General features: G+C 52.4%; 22 protein-coding genes. 21 read left to right on the top strand and 1 reads right to left on the bottom strand.

The genetic code is table 11. The features are described from left to right. Positions 1-500 precede the first annotated feature (500 nt). The 19 genes from HMPREF9448_RS00845 (at position 501) to fimD (ending at position 20,130) form a co-directional block, all read left to right on the top strand. Complete coding sequence (locus HMPREF9448_RS00845) at positions 501-1,541, top strand: toprim domain-containing protein (protein ID WP_004293559.1); 1,041 nt, start codon at positions 501-503, stop codon at positions 1,539-1,541. Continuing rightward, on the top strand, positions 1,538-3,295 hold the full coding sequence (locus tag HMPREF9448_RS00840; protein WP_004293558.1) for a PHP domain-containing protein: 1,758 nt from the start codon (positions 1,538-1,540) through the stop codon (positions 3,293-3,295). Before HMPREF9448_RS00845 ends, HMPREF9448_RS00840 begins: the two co-directional genes overlap by 4 nt. Next, complete coding sequence (locus HMPREF9448_RS00835) at positions 3,261-4,028, top strand: DNA-methyltransferase (protein ID WP_008860774.1); 768 nt, start codon at positions 3,261-3,263, stop codon at positions 4,026-4,028. The genes HMPREF9448_RS00840 and HMPREF9448_RS00835 overlap by 35 nt, the downstream gene beginning before the upstream one ends. Further along, positions 4,021-4,563 carry an HNH endonuclease gene (locus tag HMPREF9448_RS00830; protein ID WP_004322855.1) on the top strand — a complete coding sequence of 181 codons (543 nt, stop codon included), beginning with the start codon at positions 4,021-4,023 and terminating at the stop codon, positions 4,561-4,563. Before HMPREF9448_RS00835 ends, HMPREF9448_RS00830 begins: the two co-directional genes overlap by 8 nt. Next, positions 4,560-6,737 (top strand): helix-hairpin-helix domain-containing protein, encoded by a 2,178-nt coding sequence (locus HMPREF9448_RS00825; RefSeq protein WP_008860773.1) that lies wholly within the window; start codon positions 4,560-4,562, stop codon positions 6,735-6,737. The genes HMPREF9448_RS00830 and HMPREF9448_RS00825 overlap by 4 nt, the downstream gene beginning before the upstream one ends. Before the next feature lie 6 nt (positions 6,738-6,743). Then, positions 6,744-7,511 carry a 3'-5' exonuclease gene (locus HMPREF9448_RS00820; protein WP_008860772.1) on the top strand — a complete coding sequence of 256 codons (768 nt, stop codon included), beginning with the start codon at positions 6,744-6,746 and terminating at the stop codon, positions 7,509-7,511. Next, positions 7,508-7,867 carry a hypothetical protein gene (locus tag HMPREF9448_RS00815; protein WP_008860771.1) on the top strand — a complete coding sequence of 120 codons (360 nt, stop codon included), beginning with the start codon at positions 7,508-7,510 and terminating at the stop codon, positions 7,865-7,867. Before HMPREF9448_RS00820 ends, HMPREF9448_RS00815 begins: the two co-directional genes overlap by 4 nt. Further along, the gene (locus HMPREF9448_RS00810) at positions 7,836-8,357 is read left to right on the top strand and encodes a hypothetical protein (RefSeq protein WP_008860770.1); all 522 of its coding nucleotides are present in this window, start codon (positions 7,836-7,838) and stop codon (positions 8,355-8,357) included. Before HMPREF9448_RS00815 ends, HMPREF9448_RS00810 begins: the two co-directional genes overlap by 32 nt. Beyond that, on the top strand, positions 8,338-8,496 hold the full coding sequence (locus HMPREF9448_RS14675) for a hypothetical protein (protein WP_008860769.1): 159 nt from the start codon (positions 8,338-8,340) through the stop codon (positions 8,494-8,496). The genes HMPREF9448_RS00810 and HMPREF9448_RS14675 overlap by 20 nt, the downstream gene beginning before the upstream one ends. A gap of 3 nt (positions 8,497-8,499) precedes the next feature. Continuing rightward, entirely contained in the window at positions 8,500-8,799 is a 300-nt protein-coding gene (locus HMPREF9448_RS00805; protein WP_004322861.1) for a hypothetical protein, read from the top strand. A gap of 22 nt (positions 8,800-8,821) precedes the next feature. Continuing rightward, the gene (locus HMPREF9448_RS00800; RefSeq protein WP_008860768.1) at positions 8,822-9,028 is read left to right on the top strand and encodes a hypothetical protein; all 207 of its coding nucleotides are present in this window, start codon (positions 8,822-8,824) and stop codon (positions 9,026-9,028) included. After that, positions 9,021-9,614, top strand: a complete 594-nt coding sequence (locus tag HMPREF9448_RS00795; protein WP_008860767.1) for a DUF6549 family protein — start codon at positions 9,021-9,023, stop codon at positions 9,612-9,614. Before HMPREF9448_RS00800 ends, HMPREF9448_RS00795 begins: the two co-directional genes overlap by 8 nt. Before the next feature lie 153 nt (positions 9,615-9,767). Further along, positions 9,768-10,976 (top strand): site-specific integrase, encoded by a 1,209-nt coding sequence (locus HMPREF9448_RS00790; RefSeq protein WP_008860766.1) that lies wholly within the window; start codon positions 9,768-9,770, stop codon positions 10,974-10,976. 1,061 nt (positions 10,977-12,037) lie between these two features. Continuing rightward, entirely contained in the window at positions 12,038-12,613 is a 576-nt protein-coding gene (locus HMPREF9448_RS00780) for a DUF3575 domain-containing protein (protein WP_008860764.1), read from the top strand. A 13-nt stretch (positions 12,614-12,626) separates the two neighbouring features. Beyond that, a complete protein-coding gene (locus HMPREF9448_RS00775; protein WP_008860763.1) occupies positions 12,627-14,108 on the top strand; it encodes a DUF3868 domain-containing protein in 1,482 nt (493 codons plus the stop codon). A gap of 60 nt (positions 14,109-14,168) precedes the next feature. Continuing rightward, on the top strand, positions 14,169-15,296 hold the full coding sequence (locus tag HMPREF9448_RS00770; RefSeq protein ID WP_004293543.1) for a hypothetical protein: 1,128 nt from the start codon (positions 14,169-14,171) through the stop codon (positions 15,294-15,296). 67 nt (positions 15,297-15,363) lie between these two features. Next, entirely contained in the window at positions 15,364-16,269 is a 906-nt protein-coding gene (locus HMPREF9448_RS00765) for a FimB/Mfa2 family fimbrial subunit (protein WP_007750260.1), read from the top strand. An 18-nt stretch (positions 16,270-16,287) separates the two neighbouring features. Then, on the top strand, positions 16,288-17,841 hold the full coding sequence (locus tag HMPREF9448_RS00760) for a fimbrial protein (protein WP_008860762.1): 1,554 nt from the start codon (positions 16,288-16,290) through the stop codon (positions 17,839-17,841). A 6-nt stretch (positions 17,842-17,847) separates the two neighbouring features. After that, positions 17,848-20,130, top strand: a complete 2,283-nt coding sequence (fimD, locus tag HMPREF9448_RS00755; RefSeq protein ID WP_004303990.1) for a fimbrial tip adhesin FimD — start codon at positions 17,848-17,850, stop codon at positions 20,128-20,130. A gap of 476 nt (positions 20,131-20,606) precedes the next feature. Here the strand turns inward: fimD and HMPREF9448_RS14745 are convergent, their stop codons facing one another. Beyond that, the gene (locus HMPREF9448_RS14745) at positions 20,607-20,912 is read right to left on the bottom strand and encodes a hypothetical protein (protein WP_232297226.1); all 306 of its coding nucleotides are present in this window, start codon (positions 20,910-20,912) and stop codon (positions 20,607-20,609) included. Between HMPREF9448_RS14745 and HMPREF9448_RS00750 the strand changes: the two genes are divergently transcribed. Beyond that, complete coding sequence (locus HMPREF9448_RS00750; protein ID WP_229106165.1) at positions 20,881-23,349, top strand: hypothetical protein; 2,469 nt, start codon at positions 20,881-20,883, stop codon at positions 23,347-23,349. The genes HMPREF9448_RS14745 and HMPREF9448_RS00750 overlap by 32 nt on opposite strands. Positions 23,350-23,420: 71 nt before the next feature. Next, the gene (locus tag HMPREF9448_RS00745; protein ID WP_004293538.1) at positions 23,421-24,311 is read left to right on the top strand and encodes a DUF5106 domain-containing protein; all 891 of its coding nucleotides are present in this window, start codon (positions 23,421-23,423) and stop codon (positions 24,309-24,311) included. Positions 24,312-24,315: the final 4 nt, after the last annotated feature.

Genomic DNA, 24,315 nt, shown 5'->3' with positions numbered 1-24,315 from the left:
TCCGCCATATCGTCCGTTCCCCATGTTATCAACAGCAGGTTTTCACATTTCAATTCCTCTGCCGCCTCCAAGACTTTCAGTTTCCGCTCACGGGTCTTGGCGTTCGAGATATCATACGACCTTTGTTCGAGGAAAGTTCGAATGACCTCGCAAATACAAATCCGTTATTTGTAGTAATTGGAAAACGATACTTTTCATTCAGTATGTTTATTGTACTGCACAAAAAATACGCTTTTTTTATGTAGAGAGTGATCATTTTAGAAAAGTACATCTCTACACCTGATAATCAGCCAATGCTGATTATCAATCTCCTTATTTATATATTGTTTTATCGATTAGACAAAAGCAGTCATTTTTTGTCCAGCCGGGAAGACAATTTCTCTTTTCCTTTGGGTGGAAAGACCTTCCATGATTCTGCCGGTCTATTTTTATTGGGCTAATCCGGATTCTTTTTCCAAACATTTCAAACCAACCTGTAGCGGTCACGACTATACCTTAATATGGAACTGTCGGTACAGGAATATCAATATCTGGTTTCGGAGATAACCCGCGAGACGGGTGCCAAACGGGACGGGAGCGGTAAGAACCTTATCGTTCCGCGCTGCCCGTTCTGCGGAAAGTCGGGCGGTAAGTTCGGTATCTACATCGGCAAGGCGACTGCCCACCGCCGGCCTTTCATGGCCCACTGCTTCTCCTGCGGGGCATCCACCCGTACATTGGAGCAACTTCTGGCGGCTATCGGTCGCATGGACCTGATGGTTTTGCAGACAGCTGACATTGCCGCACCGTTGAACCTGCACCTGCTGGAGAAGGACGAGGCGGAAGAAATAGACGACGAACTGGTGCCGGTCGAATTGCCGGACTTTTACAAGCGCACTTTCCGGCATCCGTATTTGCAGCGGCGCGGCTTCTGTTTCGACGATTACGAGTATTTCCCGGTCGGGATAACCGGCAGGCTCAATCCGCGCTACGCGGACTATGTCGTCTTTCCGGTCATCGATGACTGTACGGTTGTCGGCTATGTCTCCCGCCATACCTGGCCGAAAGAGGATATAGACGCCCACAACCGCAAGACCAGACATAGCGGCGGGTACAAGATCCTGCGTTACCGGAACTCCACGGAAAACGACTTTTCCAGACTCCTTTATAACTACGATGCCGTCCGTATGGATGAAACCGATACGGTCATCCTCGCGGAAGGTATTTTCGATGTCATCGCCCTGACCCGCAGACTCGAACTCTATGACAATTCCCATGTCGCAGCCGTGGCCACTTTCGGAAAGAAAATATCCGATGTACAGATCTACAAGCTGCAATCGAAAGGCGTCAGAACCGTAGTCATCGGTTACGATGGTGATGCCGTCGAGTCGGTAAAGCGGACGGCTGAACGGCTGAAACCCTATTTCGAGGTTTTCATCGCGGACATTGCTGATGCCGCCAAAGACTGGGACGAACTCACGGAAGCGGAAATCTACGGGATTTTCGCCTGCCGCCTGCTGTCCGTCCTTGAATACAAACTCAAAAAAGTACAGGAAAGATGATACAGGAACTTTTCTCATGGCTCGATGCACAACGGATAACCTATATCCCGGTCGATACGGAAGTGGTGGATATTCCCGGCTTCGGGCGGCTTTTCACGGCCGACCTGTCGGGAGTGGAATCCATCTTCCGCGGCGACGGGGACAAGCTCGTGTTCAACCTGATGGAAAGTCCGGATGTGCTGATGGAAGAAGGAATCTTCCATGTGGCCTTCCCGTTCGGCAGGAACTGGTACTACTATGACCTGCGGGAAGAATTCCGTTTCAACCTGCTGAAATATATCGGCCGGCCCAAGCCTCCGGTACATGATGTACCTTTCGTGAACCTCGGCATCCATACCTCCTACGAGCTGCTGAACGCCTGCTGCTCGCCGGAAGATTTGTGCCGCAAGGCGAAATGGCTCGGGCATACGGCTGTCGGCATCTGCGACCGCAATACAATGGCCGCCACGCTGAACCTTCAGAAGGAGTGCGCCAATACCGGGCTGAAACATATATTCGGCTACTCGCTGACAATGATGCACGAAGAAGAACGTGTCGGGCTGAAGATTTATGCCTTGGATAACGAGGGGCTGCATAATCTGCTGCGCATCCAACGGGCCGTCATGGTCGATTCGGAAGACAACACCCTCCGCTATGAACAGCTGCTGATGTATGCCGCAGGTTGTGTGGTGGTTTTCGCCATCCGTTCCGTCTACTGGATGGCCGGACACCCCAAACAGGTGAAGCGTATCCGGAAAGGTGCCGAAGCGGTCTATTACCAGGTCGACGCCAACGAATACAAGGCGGACCGCATCGACAGGGAGCAACTAGAAGCCCTGAAATATTATTTCGGCAACTGTTATGATGCCGACACGGATTCATTTACAGTAGAACCAGTCCTGATTCCGGACTGCTACTACATGGACAAGGACGATGCAGGGTACAGAATCGTGGTGAACAAGATTGCCACGGGAGCCGCCCATGAACAGAGCGATGACCAGTATTTCAAGACAGCGGATGAATTGTATGACACGCTCCGTCCTCTGTTCTCCGGGCAATGGGACTTCGATTCCCTGTTTAGGCGCATGTGCCGTCCCACGGTGGAGATTGCCGGACGTGCGGACGCCTCATTCGAGACCGGGCGAATGTTCATGCCGGAATACCGTATGCGACCGGAAGAGCGGGAACGGTATGGTGACCGCCGTACGATGTTCCTCCGACTGCTTGACGACGGGCTGGACCGGAAAGTGCCGGAACCGGAGCGGGAACGCTATCGGGAACGGCTGGACGAGGAAGTCTATATCATTGAATCGACCGACAATGTGGACTATTTCCTGGTGCAGTGGGATATGGTGCGGGAGGCGCACCGGAGAGGCATCGCAACTGGTATAGGTCGCGGTTCCGCCGGGGGCTCGCTGGTTTCCTACTTGCTTGGCATAACCTCCATCGACCCGCTGAAATACGACCTTATCTTCTCGCGCTTCCTCGTGCCGGAACGCTGCGGGCTCAGCTGGAAAGACGAACTGACGGTGCTTGCCCCGGACATCACACTCGGCAAGGGCGAACGCTATGTGGAGATGGAATCTGAAGGCAAGACTTACCGTCTGTGCACGGATGCCCGGATGCGGGTAATCCGTAACGGAGAAGAGCGGACGATATACGCAGATGAATTGATGTGTGGCGACGAAATCCTTTTTGACCGCCGAGATTGCTTGTGGAACCTAAAGGAACTCGAAACCCATGAATCCGACCTACGAACACCACCGTCCCTATGACGGTTGCGACCTTTACCGGGGCGATGCACTCGATGTGCTGCCCCTGCTGGCTGAAGAAGGCATCACTGCCGACATGGTATTGTCAGACCCTCCATACGGTACGACACATTGTCGATGGGACGCCGTGATAGACATCCCCGGGATGTGGAATGCTGTACAGGGCATATCCAGACCTGACACTCCCGTACTGCTGTTCTGCCAGCATCCTTTTACGAGCCTGCTGGGCAGCTCCAATCTCCGCAGGCTGCGGTATGCCTGGGTATGGGAGAAGACGCAGGCGACAGGCTTCCTAAACGCCAGGCGTATGCCGATGAAGGCGCACGAGGACATTCTGGTCTTTTACGACAGGTTGCCGAAGTATCATCCGATCAAGACGGACGGGCACAAGCGCAAGGTCGTGATGGCCGAACATCAGCGGAAATGCGATGCCGACGAGATATACCGGAAGCACGATAATTTCCGGGATTACATATCCACGGAACGCTATCCGCGCAGTGTGCTAAAATTCAAGACGGACAAGCAGCTCTCCTGCCTGCACGCGACACAGAAACCTGTCGCCCTGCTGGAATACCTGATACGCACCTACACCGACGAAGGAGACATCGTCCTCGACTTTGCGATGGGCAGCGGCAGTACAGCCGTGGCCTGCCGGAATACGGGACGCCGGTTCATCGGCGTGGAGATAGACCTGGGAATTTTTCAGACAGCACTAAACCGTATAACCCATGGCTGACACCCGGGAAATCTGGGTGGATATCAAGAACTATGAAGGAAAGTACAAGATCAGCAACCTCGGGCGTGTCAAGAGTCTGGAACGGCAAGTTTCGCATGACGGTATCACCTGGACACAACCCGAACGTATCATGTGTCATTGGTGTGGGACGACTTCGCTCTATGACTGTGTCCGACTCTACAAGGGCGGTGTCGGAAAGAAGTTCTCCGTGCACCGTCTGGTGGCACAGCACTTCCTGCCCGACTGGAATCCGGGACTGGAGGTGAACCATATCGACGGGAACCGCGACAACAACCGTGCGGATAACCTGGAAATGTGTACGCACCAGCGGAATATGGAACATGCCATAGCGGGTGGCCTCAAACGGGATTACGGCGAGAAAAGCGTGAACGCCAAACTGACCAACGGGCAGGCGGAAGAGATACGGGTGAGGTATTCCTCCGGCCAGGCTTCCCAGAACAGCCTGGCAAAACAGTACGGTGTCAGCCGCCAGACGGTAAGCGCGATAATACGATACAAGAAATATATCAGATGAAAGTAACACATATAAGAATCAGGAAAGCAGACGGACCGCTGACGGTCATGGATGCCTTTGTGGACAAAGGACTGACAGAAGGCGGCCACGCTTCGCTGCCGGACATAGATGTCGACTATGCCTCCGACCGGCGGCAGGAGATCAAGGATTACCTGGAAGAACGGTACAACGCGGACGGCCGCCAGCGTGTCTTTTCCGCCGGCACCTTTACCACGATGAAACTGAAAGCCGCCTTGAAGGACGTGGCACGCGTACACCGCGTGCCTCACTCCATCGTGAACTATATTACCGCCATGATAGATGACGGCACGGACTGGACAGGACTGTTCAGACAGGCTGCCTTCAACAGAAAACTTCGGGACTTTATCCAGACCTATCCGCTGGTCATCGAGGACGTGCAAGGATTGCTCGGACAGCCCAAAGCGGCCTCCATACACGCCTCGGCCATCGTTGTCACACCGGACACGCGGGACGGCAGGCCCGCCGAATGCTTCGATTTCCTGCCGGTCCGTAAGATGGACGGGGCACTGGTATCGGAGTTCGACGGCTATTCGGTCGATGAGATCGGATTGTTGAAGGAGGATGTGCTGGCGACAAAGGAACTTGCCAAACTGAGTGCCGTCATCGCGTTGGTCAACCGGAATTTCGGGCAGGAACTTACTATCGGGCGTATTACGCAGGATATGCTGGAAGACGGGAAGACCTACCGACTGCTCTCGGACGGCAACACGCAGAATGTGTTCCAGTTCTCTTCGCCGGGCATTACCCGGTTTATCCAGGATGTACAGCCGGAGTGTATCGAGGACCTGATCGCCATCAATGCCCTGTACCGTCCCGCCACACTCGACATCGGTGCCACCGATGATTATGTCCGTTTCAGGCGTGGCGAAGTGGCCCCGGTCTATAACTACGGCTGTTATGAAGCAACGAAGAACACTTTCGGAATCATGGTCTACCAGGAGCAGTTCATGTCCGTTGCTCATACGCTCGGGGGATTCGACCTCGGGAAGACCGACTATCTGCGCAAGGCCATAGGAAAGAAGAAAGCCGACCTGATGGCCACGCTGAAGGCGGATTTCATTGCCGGAGCCGTCGGGAACGGATGCCCGGACTATGAGGCGGAGGAAATCTGGCACAAGATAGAGGTAGCCGGGAAATATTCGTTCAACCGTTCCCATGCCGCGGCATACGCCCTTACAGCCTATTGCGGGGCATGGCTCAAGGCCAATTACCCCTCGGCATTCTACACGGTGGCATTGCAATGGGCGGACGACAAGGAGATTCCTTCGTTGATGGCGGAGATGGAACGCTGCTCGTCGGCCAAGATCGTGCCGCCGGACATCAACCGCTCCGGGACGGAGTTCTTCACCGACTATGCCACCGATGAAATCTTCTGGTCGCTTACCCGTATCAAACAGGTCGGTGTCAAGACAGTGGAATACATCGTCACGGAACGCGACCGGGGCGGGGCATATACCGGTATCGAGAACTTCATCCACCGCATATTCCGTTACAAACTCAAGAAATACAGTTACTGGGACGACCCCGACAACGCGGAAGAGGCCGTGAAAGTCCCCGTGAACGCCCGGCATGTCAAGCACATGATCCTTGCCGGATGCTTCGACCGTATCGAAAAAGTCGGGGCGGTTACCGAACGCTGCGCGCTGCTCGAACGCGCAGCACGGGAACTGGGATTCTCCCTTTCTGAAAAAGACTTCCCGCAGGACATGCGCGGGCGGCATTTCTTCTGGTCGCAGCAGCAGATTGCCGTGTCGGGCATAGGCAGCATCGATTATCGCCGCATCTTCAACAATTCGGAAGCCCGCAGGCAGGTCAAGGGAAAAGCCTCTTACCTGACCCTGGACGAGGTGGCACGGGACGAGAACGACGGCAGGCGTGCGACTATCTGCGCCACGGTGGTGGATGTAACCGAACATACCTACAAGGACAGGGAGACGGGAAGCCGGAAGCGTTTCGCCAAGCTGACACTCTCCCAGAACAACCGTCTGGCGGAATGTGTATGCTGGAACGACTATTACATGGAACACCACACCGAGATCCAGTCGCTCAAAGACCGGGTGGTCATCCTCACTGCCGTCATCCGTTACAGCGACTACAACGGATGCAATACATTACAGACCTATAGGAACTCATTGTTATTCATTCAATCCTGAAAAGATATGGCACCCAAGACAGAACAGAAGATATATGTAGGCATCGGGCTGGACTTCGAGACCGGAGGGCTGGACTGCCGTGAATGCGCCTGTACACAGATCGCCCTGCAAGCCGTCCGTTTCGACACATGGCAGGTATTCGACCGCTATCAGGCGTATATCGCCCCCTACGGGAAACAGGACGCGGGGCTTCCCCGACGCAAGGTGTTGCGTACCCGCCATGAACAGGCGAAAGAACCGGAATATGTCCCGATGAAGTACGAACAGACGGCATTGGACTATTCCGCCATTACCATGGAGATGCTGCGCACACAGGGTGTGGACATGAAGAAAGTCGCCGGAGAAGTCATCGCCTTCGCCAAACGCAGCACCCTCTCGAAGGGCTATCAGTGCAAGCCCGTGCTGGTCGGACAGAACATCGCTTTCGATATCGGATTCCTGCAACAGCTGATGAACTATGCCGGACTGGCCGCCGAGTTTGAAAAGACCTTTTCCGGTACCAAGGACTATTACGGCAACTTCCAGCCGCACTACATCGACACGCTTGTCATGGGACGGTTGGCTTTTGCCGCTGATCCGGAGGTTACTTCGTATAAACTGGAACTGGTAGCCTCAAAATTGGGGGTGGAACTGGACGATGCCCACGATGCGGCTGCGGATGTGACGGCCACGCTTGACATCCTGGGGGTCTATACCTCCCGTCTGCGCCAGACGGAAGGGGCGGCAATCGCTACGCAGAAGAAAGAGAAAACCCGTAAATATTTCAAGATATGAGTATGGACACGAATAAGGAAGCCCAAGGCATTGACCGGGAACAGATTCCCGAGACCATTACATTCCGTACGGCGGACCGGATGACCTACGGGGCGCTGGGCTATGACGGGAACGAACTGATGGCGTTCATATCGGGCTACGACCTGGAAATCAAGTTCAACCTGCGGCTCATCAACTCGCTAGCGGATGCGGAGGCGTGTGCCGATGCGTTGGCCCAGGTATTCTATGACACATTAATGGAGCAGTTGCTCAATGAAAAGGCGGATTTTGTAAAACCTCCGGGATACAAACCCGCTACTCTTTCAGAAAAGGAAGGAAGAACCGATGTCAGACAAGATAACGAACACGCAGGATAGGCCGGAAGAGAAACCGCTCACGGAGCAGGAGCTGCAATTCTGCAACCTCTATGTGAACGGCGGGCTGGAATATGCCGGACGGCCGAAAAAATGCTTTGTGGAGGTATTCGGTGAGGATACGGTGAAGAACCCGTATGCTTCGGCCAATTACCTGATGAACAAACCGCATGTGCTGGCACATATCAAGGCATTGCTCTTCTCGGAACGGTTCGAGATGGAGACGATGGCTGTAAAGCTGCAGGTGACCGAGACTCTCAAGGCAATCATGGACGAGACGGCCACTTCGGACTATACAGACCGTTTCGGTGTGCCGCTCTCTCCGGCACCGCTCAGGGCCGTGTCGGTCAATGCCGCCAAGGCGCTGATGGATATCTTCCCCATCAGGCACAAGGAGGAGAACCGCCTGCGTATCGAAGGCAGCGACGGCAATGTTATCTTCAATGTAATCGTACCCCAAAATCCTGTAAAAGATGGCGAAGCGGAAACGTAAAATCACTAAGGAAGAAATCGCCTGGTGGGTCTATCTGGCGATGATGATCGCGCTTGTCATCTATGGGTTCCGGGATAGTGCGGCAGCCGAGACTCTGCTGAGGGCTATCAGGGACGCATTCTCACTTTTAATGGAATAAGATATGGAACAACTCAAAGAATTTGTAATGAAGTACTTCAAGATCATTGTCGTGGTACTCTCGTTCTCGCTGACACTGTACATACAGCATGTCAACAACACCGCCCAAATTGCAGAACTGGAAACCAAATGTATCGGTTTGGAAGTGGAAATCAAGAACCAGTATGACCGTATCAACGCCATGAAGCTGGACAAGTCCGTGTTCGAGGCAACCATGATGCAGCTCAACACGGTACAGAATGACCTGCACGAAATCCGTGCCGATATCCGTGAACTTCTCAAATGTCAGGGAACGCACAAGTAAAAACATCGTGGAAAGACCAGTTATGAAAAAGAATGCATACGTTACCATCATCGCTTCGCCTGAACTCTCCGAAATGAGGTTGGACGAACTGGTCGGTCGCCGTGGACTGGTCGTTGAAGACCTCCCGCAGAACCGAAAAAAGAACCGGGGCGGCCTTGTATTGTTGGAAGAAATCTATATGGATGAATTTCTGTGGTTCATCCCCGAAGAATCAGTATCATATGAGTAGATTAAACAGAATACTTCTGGCAACGGTGTTGCTGCTCTGTAGCATCCTCTGGCTGCAGCACCGGCGGACAATACGCCTCACGGAAGAACGCGACCGATTCCGCATGAACAGCACCGCACTGCTTTCCGATGTGAAGCGGATGCAGATCGATTCAGCGACGATGGTCCTCGATGCCAAGGCATTGCGGCTGACTATAGATGAGTATAAAGAGTTCCGTGCCAAGGATGCCGAGACCATCGAAAGGCTAGGCGTGAAAATCAGGAACCTCGAAGTGGCTGCACGGCATGAAGTCGAAGTGAAAGCCCCGATAGATGCCGCCATCCGTGACACGCTCATTATCCGTGATACCGTTCCACTGCTGCGGCAGAAGGTGGAGATGGTTACACCGTATATCCAACTTACCGGGTTGATCGAGAACAAACGGCTCAAAGGCGACATCAAAGTTCCGGTAACCCTCAATCAGGCGGTTTGGGTAGAATACAAGGGATGGTGGTTCTGGAAGCGTGTAAAGGCTATCCATCAGTCCATTTCCAGTGACAACCCGTATGTGGAAATCAGGTATTCGGAATATATACGCATACAGTGAAAGAACATGTGTCTTTTATATGTGAAAAGTTCCTGTGACGCCGGTGCGCCAAGGGACTTTTTGCTTTTAGATGTGTTAAAGGCAGATGAATATTCATGCAATGGTTTCCCCGGGATTAGTTTTCAGGTGAAAAATTAAATAACAGATATATTCATGGCAACAATAAAAGTTAAATTCCGTGCCTCTTCCGTCGAGATGAAGGAAGGCTCGCTCTACTATCAAGTGATTCACAACCGTCTGGCAAGACAAGTACATACCGGCTACAAGCTTTTTCCCTCGGAATGGGATGCCGGCATTTCCGAGATCGTGATGGATTCCGGCACGGAAGGGGGGCGCAGGAATTACCTGCTCTCCGTGAAGACCGCCTTGGCAGATGACTTGTCCCGTTTCAGAAGCATCATCGCACGGCTCGAACGTTCCGACGTAATGTATACCGCCGACAAGGTGGTGGAACTGTTTTCCTCCCCGGCTGACTGCGGCGGGTTTGTCTCTTTTGCACGGCAGCTCATAAAGGAGTTGAAACAGATAGGGAAAAGGCGTACGGCTGAGACGTATACGACCGTGCTGAACAGTTTCCTGCGGTTTCGTGGCGAACGTGACCTTCTGTTCGGGGAGGTGGACTCCAACCTGATGGTGGAATACGAGACCTTTCTGAAAGGGTGCGACGTTTGCCCGAACTCCTCCTCTTTTTACATGCGTAACCTGCGTGCCATTTACAACCGTGCGGTGGAACGGGAACTGACCGTGCAGCGTTACCCGTTCAGGCATGTCTACACGGGCGTGGACAAAACGGTCAAACGCGCCGTTCCGCTGAAAGTGATCCGCCAGATACGGGATCTGGACCTGACACTCAGTCCCATGCTGGATTACGCGAAAGACCTGTTCCTTTTCTCTTTCTATACAAGGGGAATGTCATTTGTGGATATGGCTTACCTGAAAAAGAAAGATTTACAGAATGGAGTTCTGGCCTACCGTCGCCAGAAGACGGGACAACAGCTCTTTATCAGGTGGGAGAAGCCCATGCAGGAGATCATCGACAAGTACGACACGTCCGGGACTCCTTATCTGTTGCCGATCATACGGGACATGAAAGAGGATGCCCGAAAACAATACAAGAGCGAGGCGCATCGGGAAAATCAGAGTTTGAAGAAAATCGGTAAACTTTTGGGGTTGGCCATACCACTGACGAGCTATGTGGCCCGCCATAGCTGGGCAAGTATCGCCAAAAGCAAGAATATTCCTATCGCTACCATCAGCGAGGCGATGGGACACGATTCCGAGAACACCACCCGTATCTATCTCGCTTCACTCGACACTACGGTGGTGGACAAGGCGAACAGTTTGATTCTGAAATCACTGTAATAGAAAATCGCGTAAGTGCATCCGTTTATATGGCCATTAAACCGTTCTTTGACCAAGTTCGGTTTATGGCATACCTTATATCTTTAAAATTCATGTGCAAGAATTTTGTTTTCAGCCTTTTATATATCATTCAGATGGGTATGATCCGGCAGATTGATTTCTCCGGCGGTGTTTCCGTTTACGACCGGTTGCACCGGAAACGCGTCATCCCGTTATAACACGCCCCGGACAGAACGGCCCTTCCATTTCTACAGGTACCGGCAGGACAGACCCATGTTGTGCGATATCACCGGATAACGGACAAATCCCGCCCGCAAATTTTTTACACCGTTAAGCGATAGATACATACAAAAAATCGGATGATTTCTTTTGAAGAGAAGTTCTAAACAACTACAAAAATACGAAAATTATTGAGAATGACAATGAAAGCAGCCGGAATAATTGCCTTGTCGTGCAAAAAAAGTTGTGCGACAAGAAGAATATGTTGAGCCAATTAACGCTATTTTCAGTGTACGTCGCTGATATATAGATGATTGTATAAATAAATTTCTCTTCAAAAGAGAAATGCGACAGGTTGATCGGCAAAGACGAATAGTTGGAACAGACAACCGTTAAAAAGAGTCTTTGTCATGACTGGCTAAAAGAAAAAGGCAGGCAATATGGAAAGAAATAATAAGTGCAAATGACTCTTGAGCGACATGAAAAGTGTTGAGTGAAAAAACGTTTCTCTCTTTAAGAGAAATGACTACGCTTCGAAGATACGAAAAATCCCTCAAACGGCTATAAAATCAGCCATGTTTTTTTTCAGTTATTTGCATCTTATCTCTTTTCCACAACAAGCATTGAGCTTTTGCCTTTCCTCTTAAAATTATTAATAGTTGAATATCAGCTAATTACAAGCAGAACCAACCTTTTGTATTTCTCTTAAAGAGAGAAATATAAATCGTGTGCGGGGTATTTCCCTCTAAAAAATGAAAAAAAACACGGGACCACAGTCCCCATGATTGATAACAAAGTGCCGGCTTTGCCGGTTCAAATGAGATAACAAGAAGAAGGAAAATATGAAAAAACTGATCCTCGGTGTTTTCCTTGCCGTCTGCTGGTGTACAGGCACCGCCAACGCGCAGGATATAGCAGCAAAGACCAATCTGCTGTATTGGTCAACCACAACGCCCAACTTGAGTCTGGAATTTGGGTTGGGTCAACGCACAACCCTCGACCTCACGGGTGCCTACAACCCGTGGACGCTGAATAAGGACAAGAACAAGAAAATCAAGCACTGGCTGGTGATGCCGGAGTTCCGCTACTGGCTCTGTGAACGCTATAACGGCCACTTCTTCGGTCTGCACAGCGGCTACGCCTTCTACAACATCAGCGGCGTGAGAATCCCTTTCCAAAGCAAATCCACCAAGGACCACCGTTACCAGGGCTGGGCCACGGGCGTCGGGCTTTCATACGGCTACTCGTGGATTCTGGGCAAGCGTTGGAACCTCGAAGCCACGATCGGTCTGGGCTACATCTACACGAATTACGACAAGTACGAGTGCGCCACCTGCGGAAAGTTCAAGGGCAGTCAGAATAAACACTACTTTGGCCCGACCAAGGCGGGCATCTCTCTGATATACATAATCAAATAACAAGGAAACGACTATGAGACGCTTATATATCATACTATTGTTGATACTGGCAGGTAGCCCCGTGATGCTGCATGCCGAGAACGAAACCAGTTACCTGCCCTCGATCGGAATCCGTCAGGGAGGTGTCGTCAAGCGGGACCGCTCGGTCGAGCTGACGATGTCCGTGGATTTGAGCAAGGCCAAAATCCGCACGCAGCACACCGTGGCGCTGACGCCCGTGCTCGTGTCGGCGGACGGCAACCGGGAAATCGCCTTTCCCCCGATTGTCATCGACGGCAAGACCCGCCACAAGGTCTATTTGAGGGCGCAACGCCTCGAAAGCGTGGAACTCCCGCCTTTTCACAACGATTCATCACAGGTTATCATACGTCACGGCGGCAAGAACCAACAGTATGACTATGCGGCCTCCGTCCCCTACGAGCGATGGATGCTCGACGGACGGGTCGAGATCCGCGAGGAGGTACACGGCTGCACCAACTGCGGCGAGGGTAAGGCCGAGCAAGGTCTGTGGAGTGGCATACTGCCCACCTTTATCCCGGATTACCGTCTCGATTCCATAGCCCCGGAACCCGAACCGGTGAAGGTACGTGCCGAGACCCGTACCGCACGGTTGCAGTTCCGGCAGGACAGTTACAAGATACTGCCCGGGTTCAAGGATAACCGTGCCGAATTGGACACCGTTTCCAACTCCATCGAACTGGTAAAGAAGAATACCGATGTCAAGATTATCGGCATCTACATCACCGGTTACGCCTCTCCCGAGGGCAGCATGGCGCACAACATGACCCTTTCCGAGAACCGCGCCAAGGCACTGGCCGACTATATCCGTCGTCACGACGGCATATCGCCCGACATGCTCCACGTGGACTGGAAAGGTGAGGACTGGGAAGGCTTCATCCGTACGCTCGGCGACTTCCCGAACCTGCTCAAGCGCGACGAGGTATATGAGGTCATCGAACGCTATCCCGACGAACGGGACTTCTGCGAGTTACAGCTCCAGAAACTCGTACCGCCGACCATTTACCTCAGGCTGCTCACCGAGATATACCCCGCATTGCGCCGCAACGAGTACCGCATCGAGTATAACGTGCGCAACTTCAACCTCGAAGAGGCGCGCCGCATGGTCGATGAGCGTCCCGATCTCTTGAGCCTGTCGGAAATGTACAAGGTGGCCGGCTCCTACGGGAAAGGCACGCCCGAGTACGACAAGGTGATGGCCACCGCAGTACGCTATTTTCCGACATCGCCCGCCGCGCTCAACGAGAATGCCGTGAATGCCATCTCCCGTGAGGAGTACGCCAGGGCGGTGGAGCTGCTCGAAAAGTCGGAAGTCACCGCGAAATCTGCCGGGTTGCTGACTACGCTCGGCGTGGCATACGCCGAAGCGGGACTGTATGACAAGGCCGAAGACGCTTTCCGGCGTGCCGCGGAGGCCGGTTCCGAGACGGCCCGGCATAACCTCGAAGAGGTGCGGCAGGTCATCGACCAGTTGTAGACAAAATCCATAAGCGAGAAGTTATAAAAACCTTTTTACTAATTTTTAAATAACAAAAAGATGAAAGTCAAGAGTTTTTTATTGACAGCTTTAGCTGCTTCAATGACGTTTGTTGCATGTGACAACAAAGACGATGAAATGGGACAGTTGGACAACACCCCAAAGAGTGTAAGCATTGACCTGTCTAATGTGATTCCAGTAACCAGAGGCGCCGGTCAAGAGGTAGAAGACAACTCAAAGGTTTCTTTGACAGATTTACAGGTATTCTTTACAGACGGAACTACCCTGTATAAAGGAAAAACAATCGAAGGAACTGAGGCAACCCACTACTTCAGCAATAAAAGTAATTTTGACGACCGCGCAGATAAGGTATTCCATTTTTTACCTGCTGAGGTGAACAAGGTAATCGTTGTAGGTAACAACGGTAGTCAAATAAATGCATCTACTTATGTAGATTTGAAAAAAGACCTGATAATCGCCGAACAGCAAAATCCGACTGATCTAGACCTTTATAAAGAAGTCGAGTTGACTTCTGTGTCCGGTCAAGACGAGGCAGGACACCCGCTTTACAAAGCGAAGGTAGTGCTTGAACCGCGTGTATCCAGAATTGAAATCGGTAAATTTGAGTATACAGCTCCTACTCAAGGTCAGCGTAAGTACAAGAGTATTGAAGTTCAGCAGGTCATGTTGAACAACTATTTCGGGAAAGCAGACCGTCAGGGAGGAACAGCCAGTGACATACAGAACTCCGATATTAACCCCGGTTCTATATTCGGCCTTTTCGAGACAGCTGCTGATGCGTGGTATAACGATGAATTTACCTCAACAGAGAGTCCTGCAACCACCTTGCCTTTGGTTACATTGGATGAAAATACACAGTATAAGCATTCCTACGAGAAAGGCAATGTCCGTCCTGCATACCACTTCTTTCCTAAAGATAATAATATTGGAAATACTAACCATCCTCAAGTTCTTGTAAAATTGATTGGTACAACAAATGAAGGAACTAAGGTTCCTCTTTACTTGGCTACCAGTACATTCACTCCTGCTGTTACAGCAGATTTCGCCAAGATTTACGTCATGAACTTTGCATTTAGCGATGAGGATTTGGATAATCCTCAAAAATGTGTGGAGGTAACTGTTGACGTCATGAGCTGGGATGTAGTTCCTGTCACACCTGAATTTTAATTGATAACCCGATAGGCAGGGCGAAAGTTCCGCCCTGTCTATCCTTTAACACTTCAATCACATATATATGAAATTGACGAATATTGTTTTCTGCCTGACGTTGCTCGCCGGAGCCGCCACATCCTGCATCCGTGAGGATCTGGACGACTGCCTGAGCACGAACAAGTTGTTGCTCAGTTACAAGGGTGACGGCACCACGGAGATATTCCCCGACAAGATTTGCCGGGTGGAAATGTTCGTATTCGATGCAGAGAATCGATGCGTCAATTCGAGTATCTTACCAGAGGAACAAGTTAAGGGCCGCACGGCTACGCTTCCCCCGCTCGCTGACGGTGATTACCGGATTGTCTGCTTGGGGAACACCCACCACACGAAGGTCGATGGCATCGCTACGGGCGACTACGACCGGATGCTCTTTGCCGCCGGGGATTATTTCGACGAGAAACAGGTTGCCGGCAATGATTCGCTTTATTATGCCTCCACCTCCTATACCGTGCTGCCGTACAGCGCCCACAAGGGGGAGGACCAGACCAAAATCATAGAGTTCGCCAGCTCTCACTACGATCTGTTGGTGGAAGTGGCCGGAGTTCCCGTCACGGGAAACCGCGCAGGCTCGATGCCTGTGCTTGAGATATGCGGAGTCTCGCCCTGTACCGATTTCGAGAACCGGGCCTGCGGGGAAGCGACCGACTATTTGCTTGAAACCGAATACGAGGCCGGGAAAGCGTTGCTCACGGCCCGTACCAATATAATGCGTCACAAGGACCACGAGAACGTGAACGTCCGCCTGAGCGCCGCCCTTGATGGGGAGACGCTGGCCGAAGTCAACCTCGCCAAGTTCCTTGCCGACAATCCCGTTATCGACTGTTCCAAACACGAAGTGCTCATCCCGATACGCTTCGAGTTCAAGTCGGGAGAAATCACGGTAAGCGTACCCGAATGGTACATCGAACAAGTGAAACCTGAGTTTTAAGACCGAACCGAAAAGAATATGCTGAATACAAGAAAAATATTATATTGGGCGGTTACAGCGGTATGCTGTGGCTTGTTGCCTTTCGGGTGTGTCAAGGAAGATGCCGCCTCGCTCGGCGAACGGCACGACGTGGCGGTGCGCCTCAACGTGGGGACACGCGCCGTCAGCGAAACCGACGGCACACCGACCGGCGAAGAATCGGCCATTCACTCGCTTCGTGTCTATGCCTTTGTAAAAGGACAACTGGCGGGCCACGAGTTCCGGAGCGGAGACATGGAGACTCCGGCTACATTCTGGATGGATCTGACGATGACTTCCCTGACTACCGAAACGGTAGACTTCTACATCATCGCGAACGAGAAGGCCATGAGTACCCCAGGTGCCGAGAAAACCTTTACGGAAAATACTACGGAAGCGGAACTAAATGATTTCACGTTTACCACGCTGACACGAGATGTCCAAGCCTACGGACTTCCAATGTTCGGCAAGGAATCCAAAACAATCGACTTCTCGAAACTTTCTAACCGTCAGCCGATCGACCCCGGCCATTCGGGGCATACACCGCTGGAAGATGTCTTGACGTTCCAACTGAAGCGTCCCATAGGCAAGTTGGGCGTGTTCGCGGCCAAAGAAGCAGGTGAGGCAGGAGAGCTGTGTGTAACGGACCTGACCTTGCTGGAAGCCGGAACGCGTGCGTATAATTACCTGATGCCACAGACCGACGAAACGCTGAAACTGGCAGGCGCCACTGGTACCGGCGAGTTTTCACTCGTCCCCTCTTCAGCACCGGTAACGAAGACGCTGGCCACGAATATCACGCCCGAAGAGAGGCAGAACCCCGAAAACTACACGCCTGTACTGGGGGCTCCTTTTTATCCTTTCGAGAACCCTTGGGGCAGCGATTCGTGGAACACACCGGGTGATGAGCATGGAAACATCCTCAAAATCGGCTACACGTTCGACAGCGAGCCGCGCGAAGGTCTGGTCTATATGCCACGCATTGAAAGGAACAAGTATTATGCGGTATGCTGCCTGATGCACAACAGCGGCAAGATAACTGTCGCATACGATGTGGCCGACTGGGAGGACGGTGGAGATTATCAGTTGGAGTTCGATTACCCTTCCTATGAACTGCTGCAACCTTTCGGTGGAGGGACCGCCCCCTACGCGCAGCCGACGGTTTACTACAATGGCGGCGCATCATCGACAGCGGGAACCTACTCTTTTAGGTTCACCATCACAGGTCCTGTGAGACAGGAATGGCAGCCCACGCTGTTTGATGCCACAGCCGCAGACTATGAACTGACGGTATATCAAAACGTGGATGGTGTCAACACACTCGTGACACCGCCTTATGTGGCTTCCGATACAGCGTACGAAATCCGGGTAAGGGCACTGAAAGGCGAGAACGTGGACAAGCAGTTCTCGTTGGGCATCGCCTATACCCCGAAGTGGGATCCTTCGGGAAGCTCGCTCCTGCTGATCAACATGCAGAGCGGAGCCACGAACTGGACAGGAAGCGAGAGCACCGAGAAGATTGTAATCAAACAGGTTGACATACCTACAAACTAACAAGCGATGAGACGGATTATATACAATATGATGATTTGTTGTGCGGCGGCATGGCTTCTTGCCGCTTGCAGCAAAGATGACGATCTCCCCGGCGGGCAGACAGGAGGTAACGGCAACAGCATTATCCTCGACATCTCGTCGGGAGCGTTGCCGGTGAGTCGTGCTACCGTACCGGCCGAAGGGGCGGAGGTCGCAGTGAGCCATATCGACGTGCTGATTTTCAACGATACCGACGAGAAAACGAAGGTGTGGAGCGACCGGGTGAACGCGTCAGCCAATGAAACGGGACGGATTACACTGCCCGTAAAACGGTCGTCTTTTACGGAAAATGAGAGGTATTGGGTGTATCTGATCGCCAACAGCACCCACCCGGAAAAGGATTTTGAAAACCTCGCGAACCTGAACGCCTTGAAGGCGATGACGCAGGAGGACGAGAACATTCACCTGACAGGGAAAGACATTGAAGGTGTCCCGGGAACATTCCTCATGGACGGCATAGCCTATCCCGAAGGGAACGATGAACCGGCGGTTGCTGCTCCGGTCGTCCTCTACGACGGCTCGCAAGGGAATGACACGCGGCTGGCGGTCACGCTGCGCAGGGCAGCGGCAAAAGTCGTGGTGACCATCAACAAAGGCCAAGACGTGACTTTTGATTCCAAAGGCATAGGTTACTACCTGCGCAATATGCCCTATACCACATCGGTAGTGGCGGGTGCGGACGGTGCGGCAAAGCTGAGGAATACCGCCCAGACCTCCGGCGGCTATCTTGAGTGGACGGCGAACAAAATTACCGTAACGGCTTACATGTATGCCCATGCCTGGGACAATGGAAGTTCCATGGAGCAGGAAGTGCGCCTGGTGATGAACATCCCCCTGACTTACCAGAAGGATACCGACCCGCAACTGCGTCCCGATAACTACTACCAGATTCCTGTCTGTAACGGCAAGGCCCTGAACCGCAACACCTGCTACAGGGTAACGGCAACGGTCAATGCCCCCGGAGCGGAAAATCCCTCCACACCGGTGCAGTTGACGGATTTGAAATATACCGTGGAGAATTGGATAGACGAGACGGTAAATGTCGGAGGCGGGGACCGCCCGACTTTCCTTGTGCTCAACCGGTACGACCTGGAAATGCACAACAAGGAGGACGACCGCACCAGCCTGATCTTCACCTCCTCGTCGGAAGTGACGGCACAGATTACCCGGGTTTACTATATAGACAAGTTCGGAAGGGAACAGAACTTGGAGAAAAGATACCCCGATAATCCAAACGATAACGAATGGGGAGTGAGTACCGGATACAGATGGCGCAGCCATGGCAACATCCTCATTACTCCCGACAAGGGGCTCAACGGCAAGCTGGATGTACACAGCGACCTCCCCAGGAACAATACGATACGTTATATCGAAGTCCGGGTAACAAATGAGGACGGCAACGAACGTACCGTAACCATTGAGCAGTATCCGTTGGAATATATCACGAATATCCAGGGGTGGTACTCGTACCGCGATGATTTCAAGAATTCAGATCCTAACCCGACTACCTATGAATATGTAGGTGATAAAATTACCGGAATCGCCCTTGCCACCAGAAATATCTCCAGTTGGAACGGAGAATATAGATACCTAACGGGGACAGATGGTTTATTTGGAGGTCCTCCGGACGGATTCTTCGTTTCAAAAGTAGCAAAATTGAGGAATGATGGAAGCGGACAGTCTGATTTATATGAATACTATTACACATCAAACTCAAACAGACTTCGGGAATCCCGCTATAGCGAAATTAACGGCAGAATGTACACCATTGTATTGACAGGGACATCCAGTGAATATACTCTTGGCCGTCCACGTATGGTCCAGGATACATACCATCCGGAACTTATGGTTACGGATCCGGGACAGGACAATGCCCAATTGGTCTCGCCGTCATTCATGATAGGTTCCTGTGTAGGCGAATTCCAAGTTGGAGGAGGAAACCTGAAGCTGGACGGGAGTGACAACAGTGTCCGCGTTGCACGCGAGCACTGCGCGCATTATGTAGAAACGTATAAAGACCCGAAAACCGATAGGACGGTTACCTTGGATGACTGGCGCCTGCCCACAGAAGCCGAACTTAAAATCATTTTTAAATTCCAGGGCTCGAAAGACCAGGATGCAGACGCCATAGACTACCGCTTGAACGGACAGTACTATTACAGCGCAAGCGGAAGATTTTATAATGAGAAATACACCGTTAGCGGTACCGGAGTGGCCTGTGTACGCGATGCCTACGGTAAAAAGGAATAAACGTAGAAACCTGTCAAAAAGAAACGAAATATGATAAAGGAAATAATAGACAAGCTTGTCGCCCTGCTTGCGGTATCGGCCCTGCTCGCTTCGTGCAGCGAAAGCGAGTTGTGGCAGAATCCGCAGACCGAGGCACGCGACGGCTACATCATGCTGAATTTCAAGACGGAAATTCCTGCGATGCAGGAAGTCGTCACCCGTGCGGTAGACCCTGACGGTGGCGGAGTGCAAGATATGACACTTTTCTGCTTTGACAGTTACGGGCTTTTCATCTCTACCGTCAAGGCCGGTGTCACGGTGCAGAAGCCCGGCCCGGGGGAGATGGAGGGCACATTCAAGGCTGAGGTGCCCGAAAATACCCGGACCATCCATTTCCTGGCCAACCAGAATATGGATGAATTCAAGGAGGACAGTTTCCGCAACAAGTCGGAGTCCGAGGTCATGGCAGTGTTGGAGGGCTCGTCCGGACGCATGATCTATTGGGGCCGTTTCGCCTGCGATGCAGGAAACGACAGCAATATAGCCGAACAGATGGCCACCTCGGGCAATTCCGTCAAACTGATCCGCAACCACGCGAGAATCTCCGTCGACAACCCGGACAATAACGGGCATATCGTGATTACGGGCTTTGCGGTCTGCAACACCAACGCTTTCGGAACGGTGGCCCCGCACCACCCGAAGAAAGGCTTTGATTTCACGTGGCCTTCCAGCGACGACCCCTTCGTCACGCTTCCCGTGAACGATGCCAAGATGAGCGATATTACGGACGTGACATCCAGCATGAACCAGTATGTCTTCGAGTGCGAGAACAGTGCCGATGCCCCTGTCAGCGTAATTCTTCGGGGACATCTTCCGGATCAGGACGAAGAGAAATACTACCGTGTCCTGCTGGTTGACGACAAGGGCGAGCAGCTCCTCGTGCGCCGGAACCACCATTACAAGCTTCACATCGAGGGCGCGCTATCTTTCGGTCAGGCCTCCTTTGCCGAGGCGTTGGAAGCGGCAGCCACGAACAACGTATGGATTTCCATTTCCGATGAAGTGAACGAGGTGGAAGATACGGACTATATCCTGACAGTAGAGAAGACTTTTGTCGTACTGGACGAGAGCTTTACGGAAAACGGAGGCAGCTACACGCTCAATTATACCATTAAAGGAAAAAATGACAAAGCCATCACCGAAGCCGATGCCGCAACGGTCTCCTGGATAGACAACGGGGTGGCGACGCAGACATTCGAGACGAAATTCGAGGTCGTGAACGGTGTCGGACAGGGACATATCCAGATACACCTGCTTCGTTTGGAAAATAACGAGAAACTGGAAGGTACGCTGCTTGTCAAGAAGGGACGGCTGCAACGCAAAATCAAGGTCATCACGATCAGGAAGCAGTCTTTCGTGCCTGCATGGGTCGGGACGGAAATATACGGTAATTTAGGGAACGGTGCCAACAAGAACAACCGTGCCCATGTTACGGCCATGTTCACCATACCCGAAAGCTGTCCCAAGGAGCTGTTCCCGATGAATGTGTACCTTTCCGTTGGCGATCTGGATATCCGCAACGCTTCGGGCATGGAACTGCCCGTGGTGCGCGAGGCGGACAATGACTGGTACAGCAGCGGTGAAATCTCTTCCGTCTATCAAGGCAAAGAGCCGGATTACAAATTTGTCTACACGGCCGATGGTCCCGGCGTCCAGCGTGTCTATTTCGAGAACATATTGAATCAGGAAAACGGCTACGAGGGCACGCTCTATATCGAAGCCGAATATTTCGAAACGATGCGGCGCAAGTTCAAATACTCCACCAATCTCGTATCCATCACGGTGCAGGGACTGAACAAATACGATGCCGTAGGCTCGGGCGTACAAGATGAAGTGATATACTATCGTCTGGTTCCACAGAAAAAAGGAGCCAACGTGCAGTTTGACATGCTGCTGGCAGAGAGGTCCGACAATGATCAAGGGACAGGGAACGACAATCCTGCCAATGCGCAAGGCAAAGACGAATTCCTGCTCTACTCGCAATACCTGGATTATTACGAGGACGGTGAGGAACCCGATGCCGGAGTGACTGCATTCGATTGCAAATTCTATCCCGATGAATCGAACAATTGGTGGCAGACCAACAATCCCCAAGGCGGCCGTATGCTGATGTTCAAACCGAGAACTGAAGTTTTGAGCAGCCCGTCGCAAGGTACCGGAAGATATTCCATCTACATGAAGACCAACCGTGCCCGGAGCGCCGAGGTGATCCACATCGCCTCCAACGACAACCGGCTCGGACCGGTATTGCCGGAAGATGCAAACGAGGATAATCCCGGTATATATGGCGGCCGATCATACCGCAGTACGACTTTCGAGCTGGCCAACTACACCCCGTTCCGGTTCGGAGCCCGCGTGAAGTACGGCAACAACGACTGGCAGGGAGAGGCCGACGAGCCTGACCGCACGGTAGCATCCGGTGCCATACCGGCAGACATACCGGAAAAAGTCACCCCGTTGGAATGGACATATCAACCCGACCAGCGGGTGGATATCGGCATCGATGTGACGAGCTTTGCCGGTTTTGACAACAAGTCGGTGGATCCTTTCGGCCAAGCGTTCGAAATCTATATCGACGCGCCTATGCTGAAAATCGATGCCGGCCGTCTTGCGGAAAACAGACTGGACGGAACCAAACTGAAAGCGCATCCCACGATTCCCGGGCGTTTTGTCTATACCGTGGATGCCAAGCGGGAGACGGAACGGCGATATGGTACGGATGATATTGCTAACACGGACAATATTGCCTCCAGTCAGCGTGGGGAACGCAAGACCCTGCCGTTCCTTGTGAATAGCGTCGTAAGTGCCGGGGACATCGTGATTTCGTCCGATGAAAGCCGGGTAGTGTATTATTCCAAGACTTTCCGTGTGTCGAACCAATCGATTGCCGGGACGCTTCAATATAAAAATACCGCCGGCGTGGTGCAAAACATACCGAAGGATGCTTTCGTATCCTTCGAGCGTACCCGCAACGGAAGCCGTATCGGGTCGGTAAGCGTAACAGCCGACGGCCAGTACGAACTTCGGCTTCGCAAGGAATATGAGTTTAACTGGTACACGGACGAGGTGGAACTGCATTACACAGGTGACGGAGGCATGGTTTATCATGCGACATACCCGAGCCTGTCCAGCCTGTTTGCCAGTCCGCACATCGTACTTGAACCGTCTGCCGGCGAATGAGATTTTCCGAACCGGTATATGCAACGGCACCGGACGTTTCCACATCCGGCGCCTTTTTAACAACATAAGATATGAAGATGCTGAATCATACTTTTTTCGCCTGTCTTTTGGGCATGAGTCTCGTTTCCTGTTCACATGCCCAACAGCAGAAAACCAAGGAATTCCGTCTGCCCGACGTGCCTGTCACGCTGACGGCGCCTGAAGACAGGGCGGCGTACTTGTCCCTGCATTACTGGGACCACTTCGATTTTGCCGATACGTCGCTCATCTCCCGTCCTGAAATCACCGAGCAGGCCTTTGTCGATTTCCTCGGCATCCTGCCCTATACCGACCGGGCACAGGCTGCCATCGATACTCTTTTCCGCCGCGCCGCAACCGGACAGGAGATGCTGTATCACTTCATCGGGCTGAGTGACAAGTACCTCTACGAGCCCAATTCGCCCATGCATGACGAGGAACTGCATATCCTCGTATTGCGGGCACTGCTGGACAACCCCTGCCTGTCCGATACGGACAAGATACGTCCCCGCTACCTGTTGGAAATAGCCATGAAGAACCGTCCGGGAGACGTGGCGGCGGATTTCACCGTCACTTGCCGGGACGGCAGGCGCAGGCAGCTCTCCGGCATAAAGGCCGACTACGTGCTGGTTTACTTCAACGACCCCGATTGCGAGGACTGCCGCCGGGTGAAGGAATTGCTCACCCTGTCCCCGGTTGTGAACGACCTGTTGGAGTCCGGCCGTCTGAAACTCCTCTCCGTGTGTGTGGAGGGCAAGACCCCCGCGTGGGAAAAGGCGGAATTTCCCGCCGGTTGGATAGATGGTTATGATGCCGATCAGCGGCTTACCCGCGAACAGGTGTACGACCTCAAGGCGATGCCCACCCTTTACCTGCTCGATGCGGAAAAACGGGTGATACTCAAGGACGCTTCGTTCGAGCAGGTGGAAGAACGGTTGTCCTGAAAGA

The organism is Barnesiella intestinihominis YIT 11860 (genome assembly GCF_000296465.1).
Classification (GTDB): domain Bacteria; phylum Bacteroidota; class Bacteroidia; order Bacteroidales; family Barnesiellaceae; genus Barnesiella; species Barnesiella intestinihominis.
This window is presented reverse-complemented; position numbering and strand designations above follow the sequence as displayed.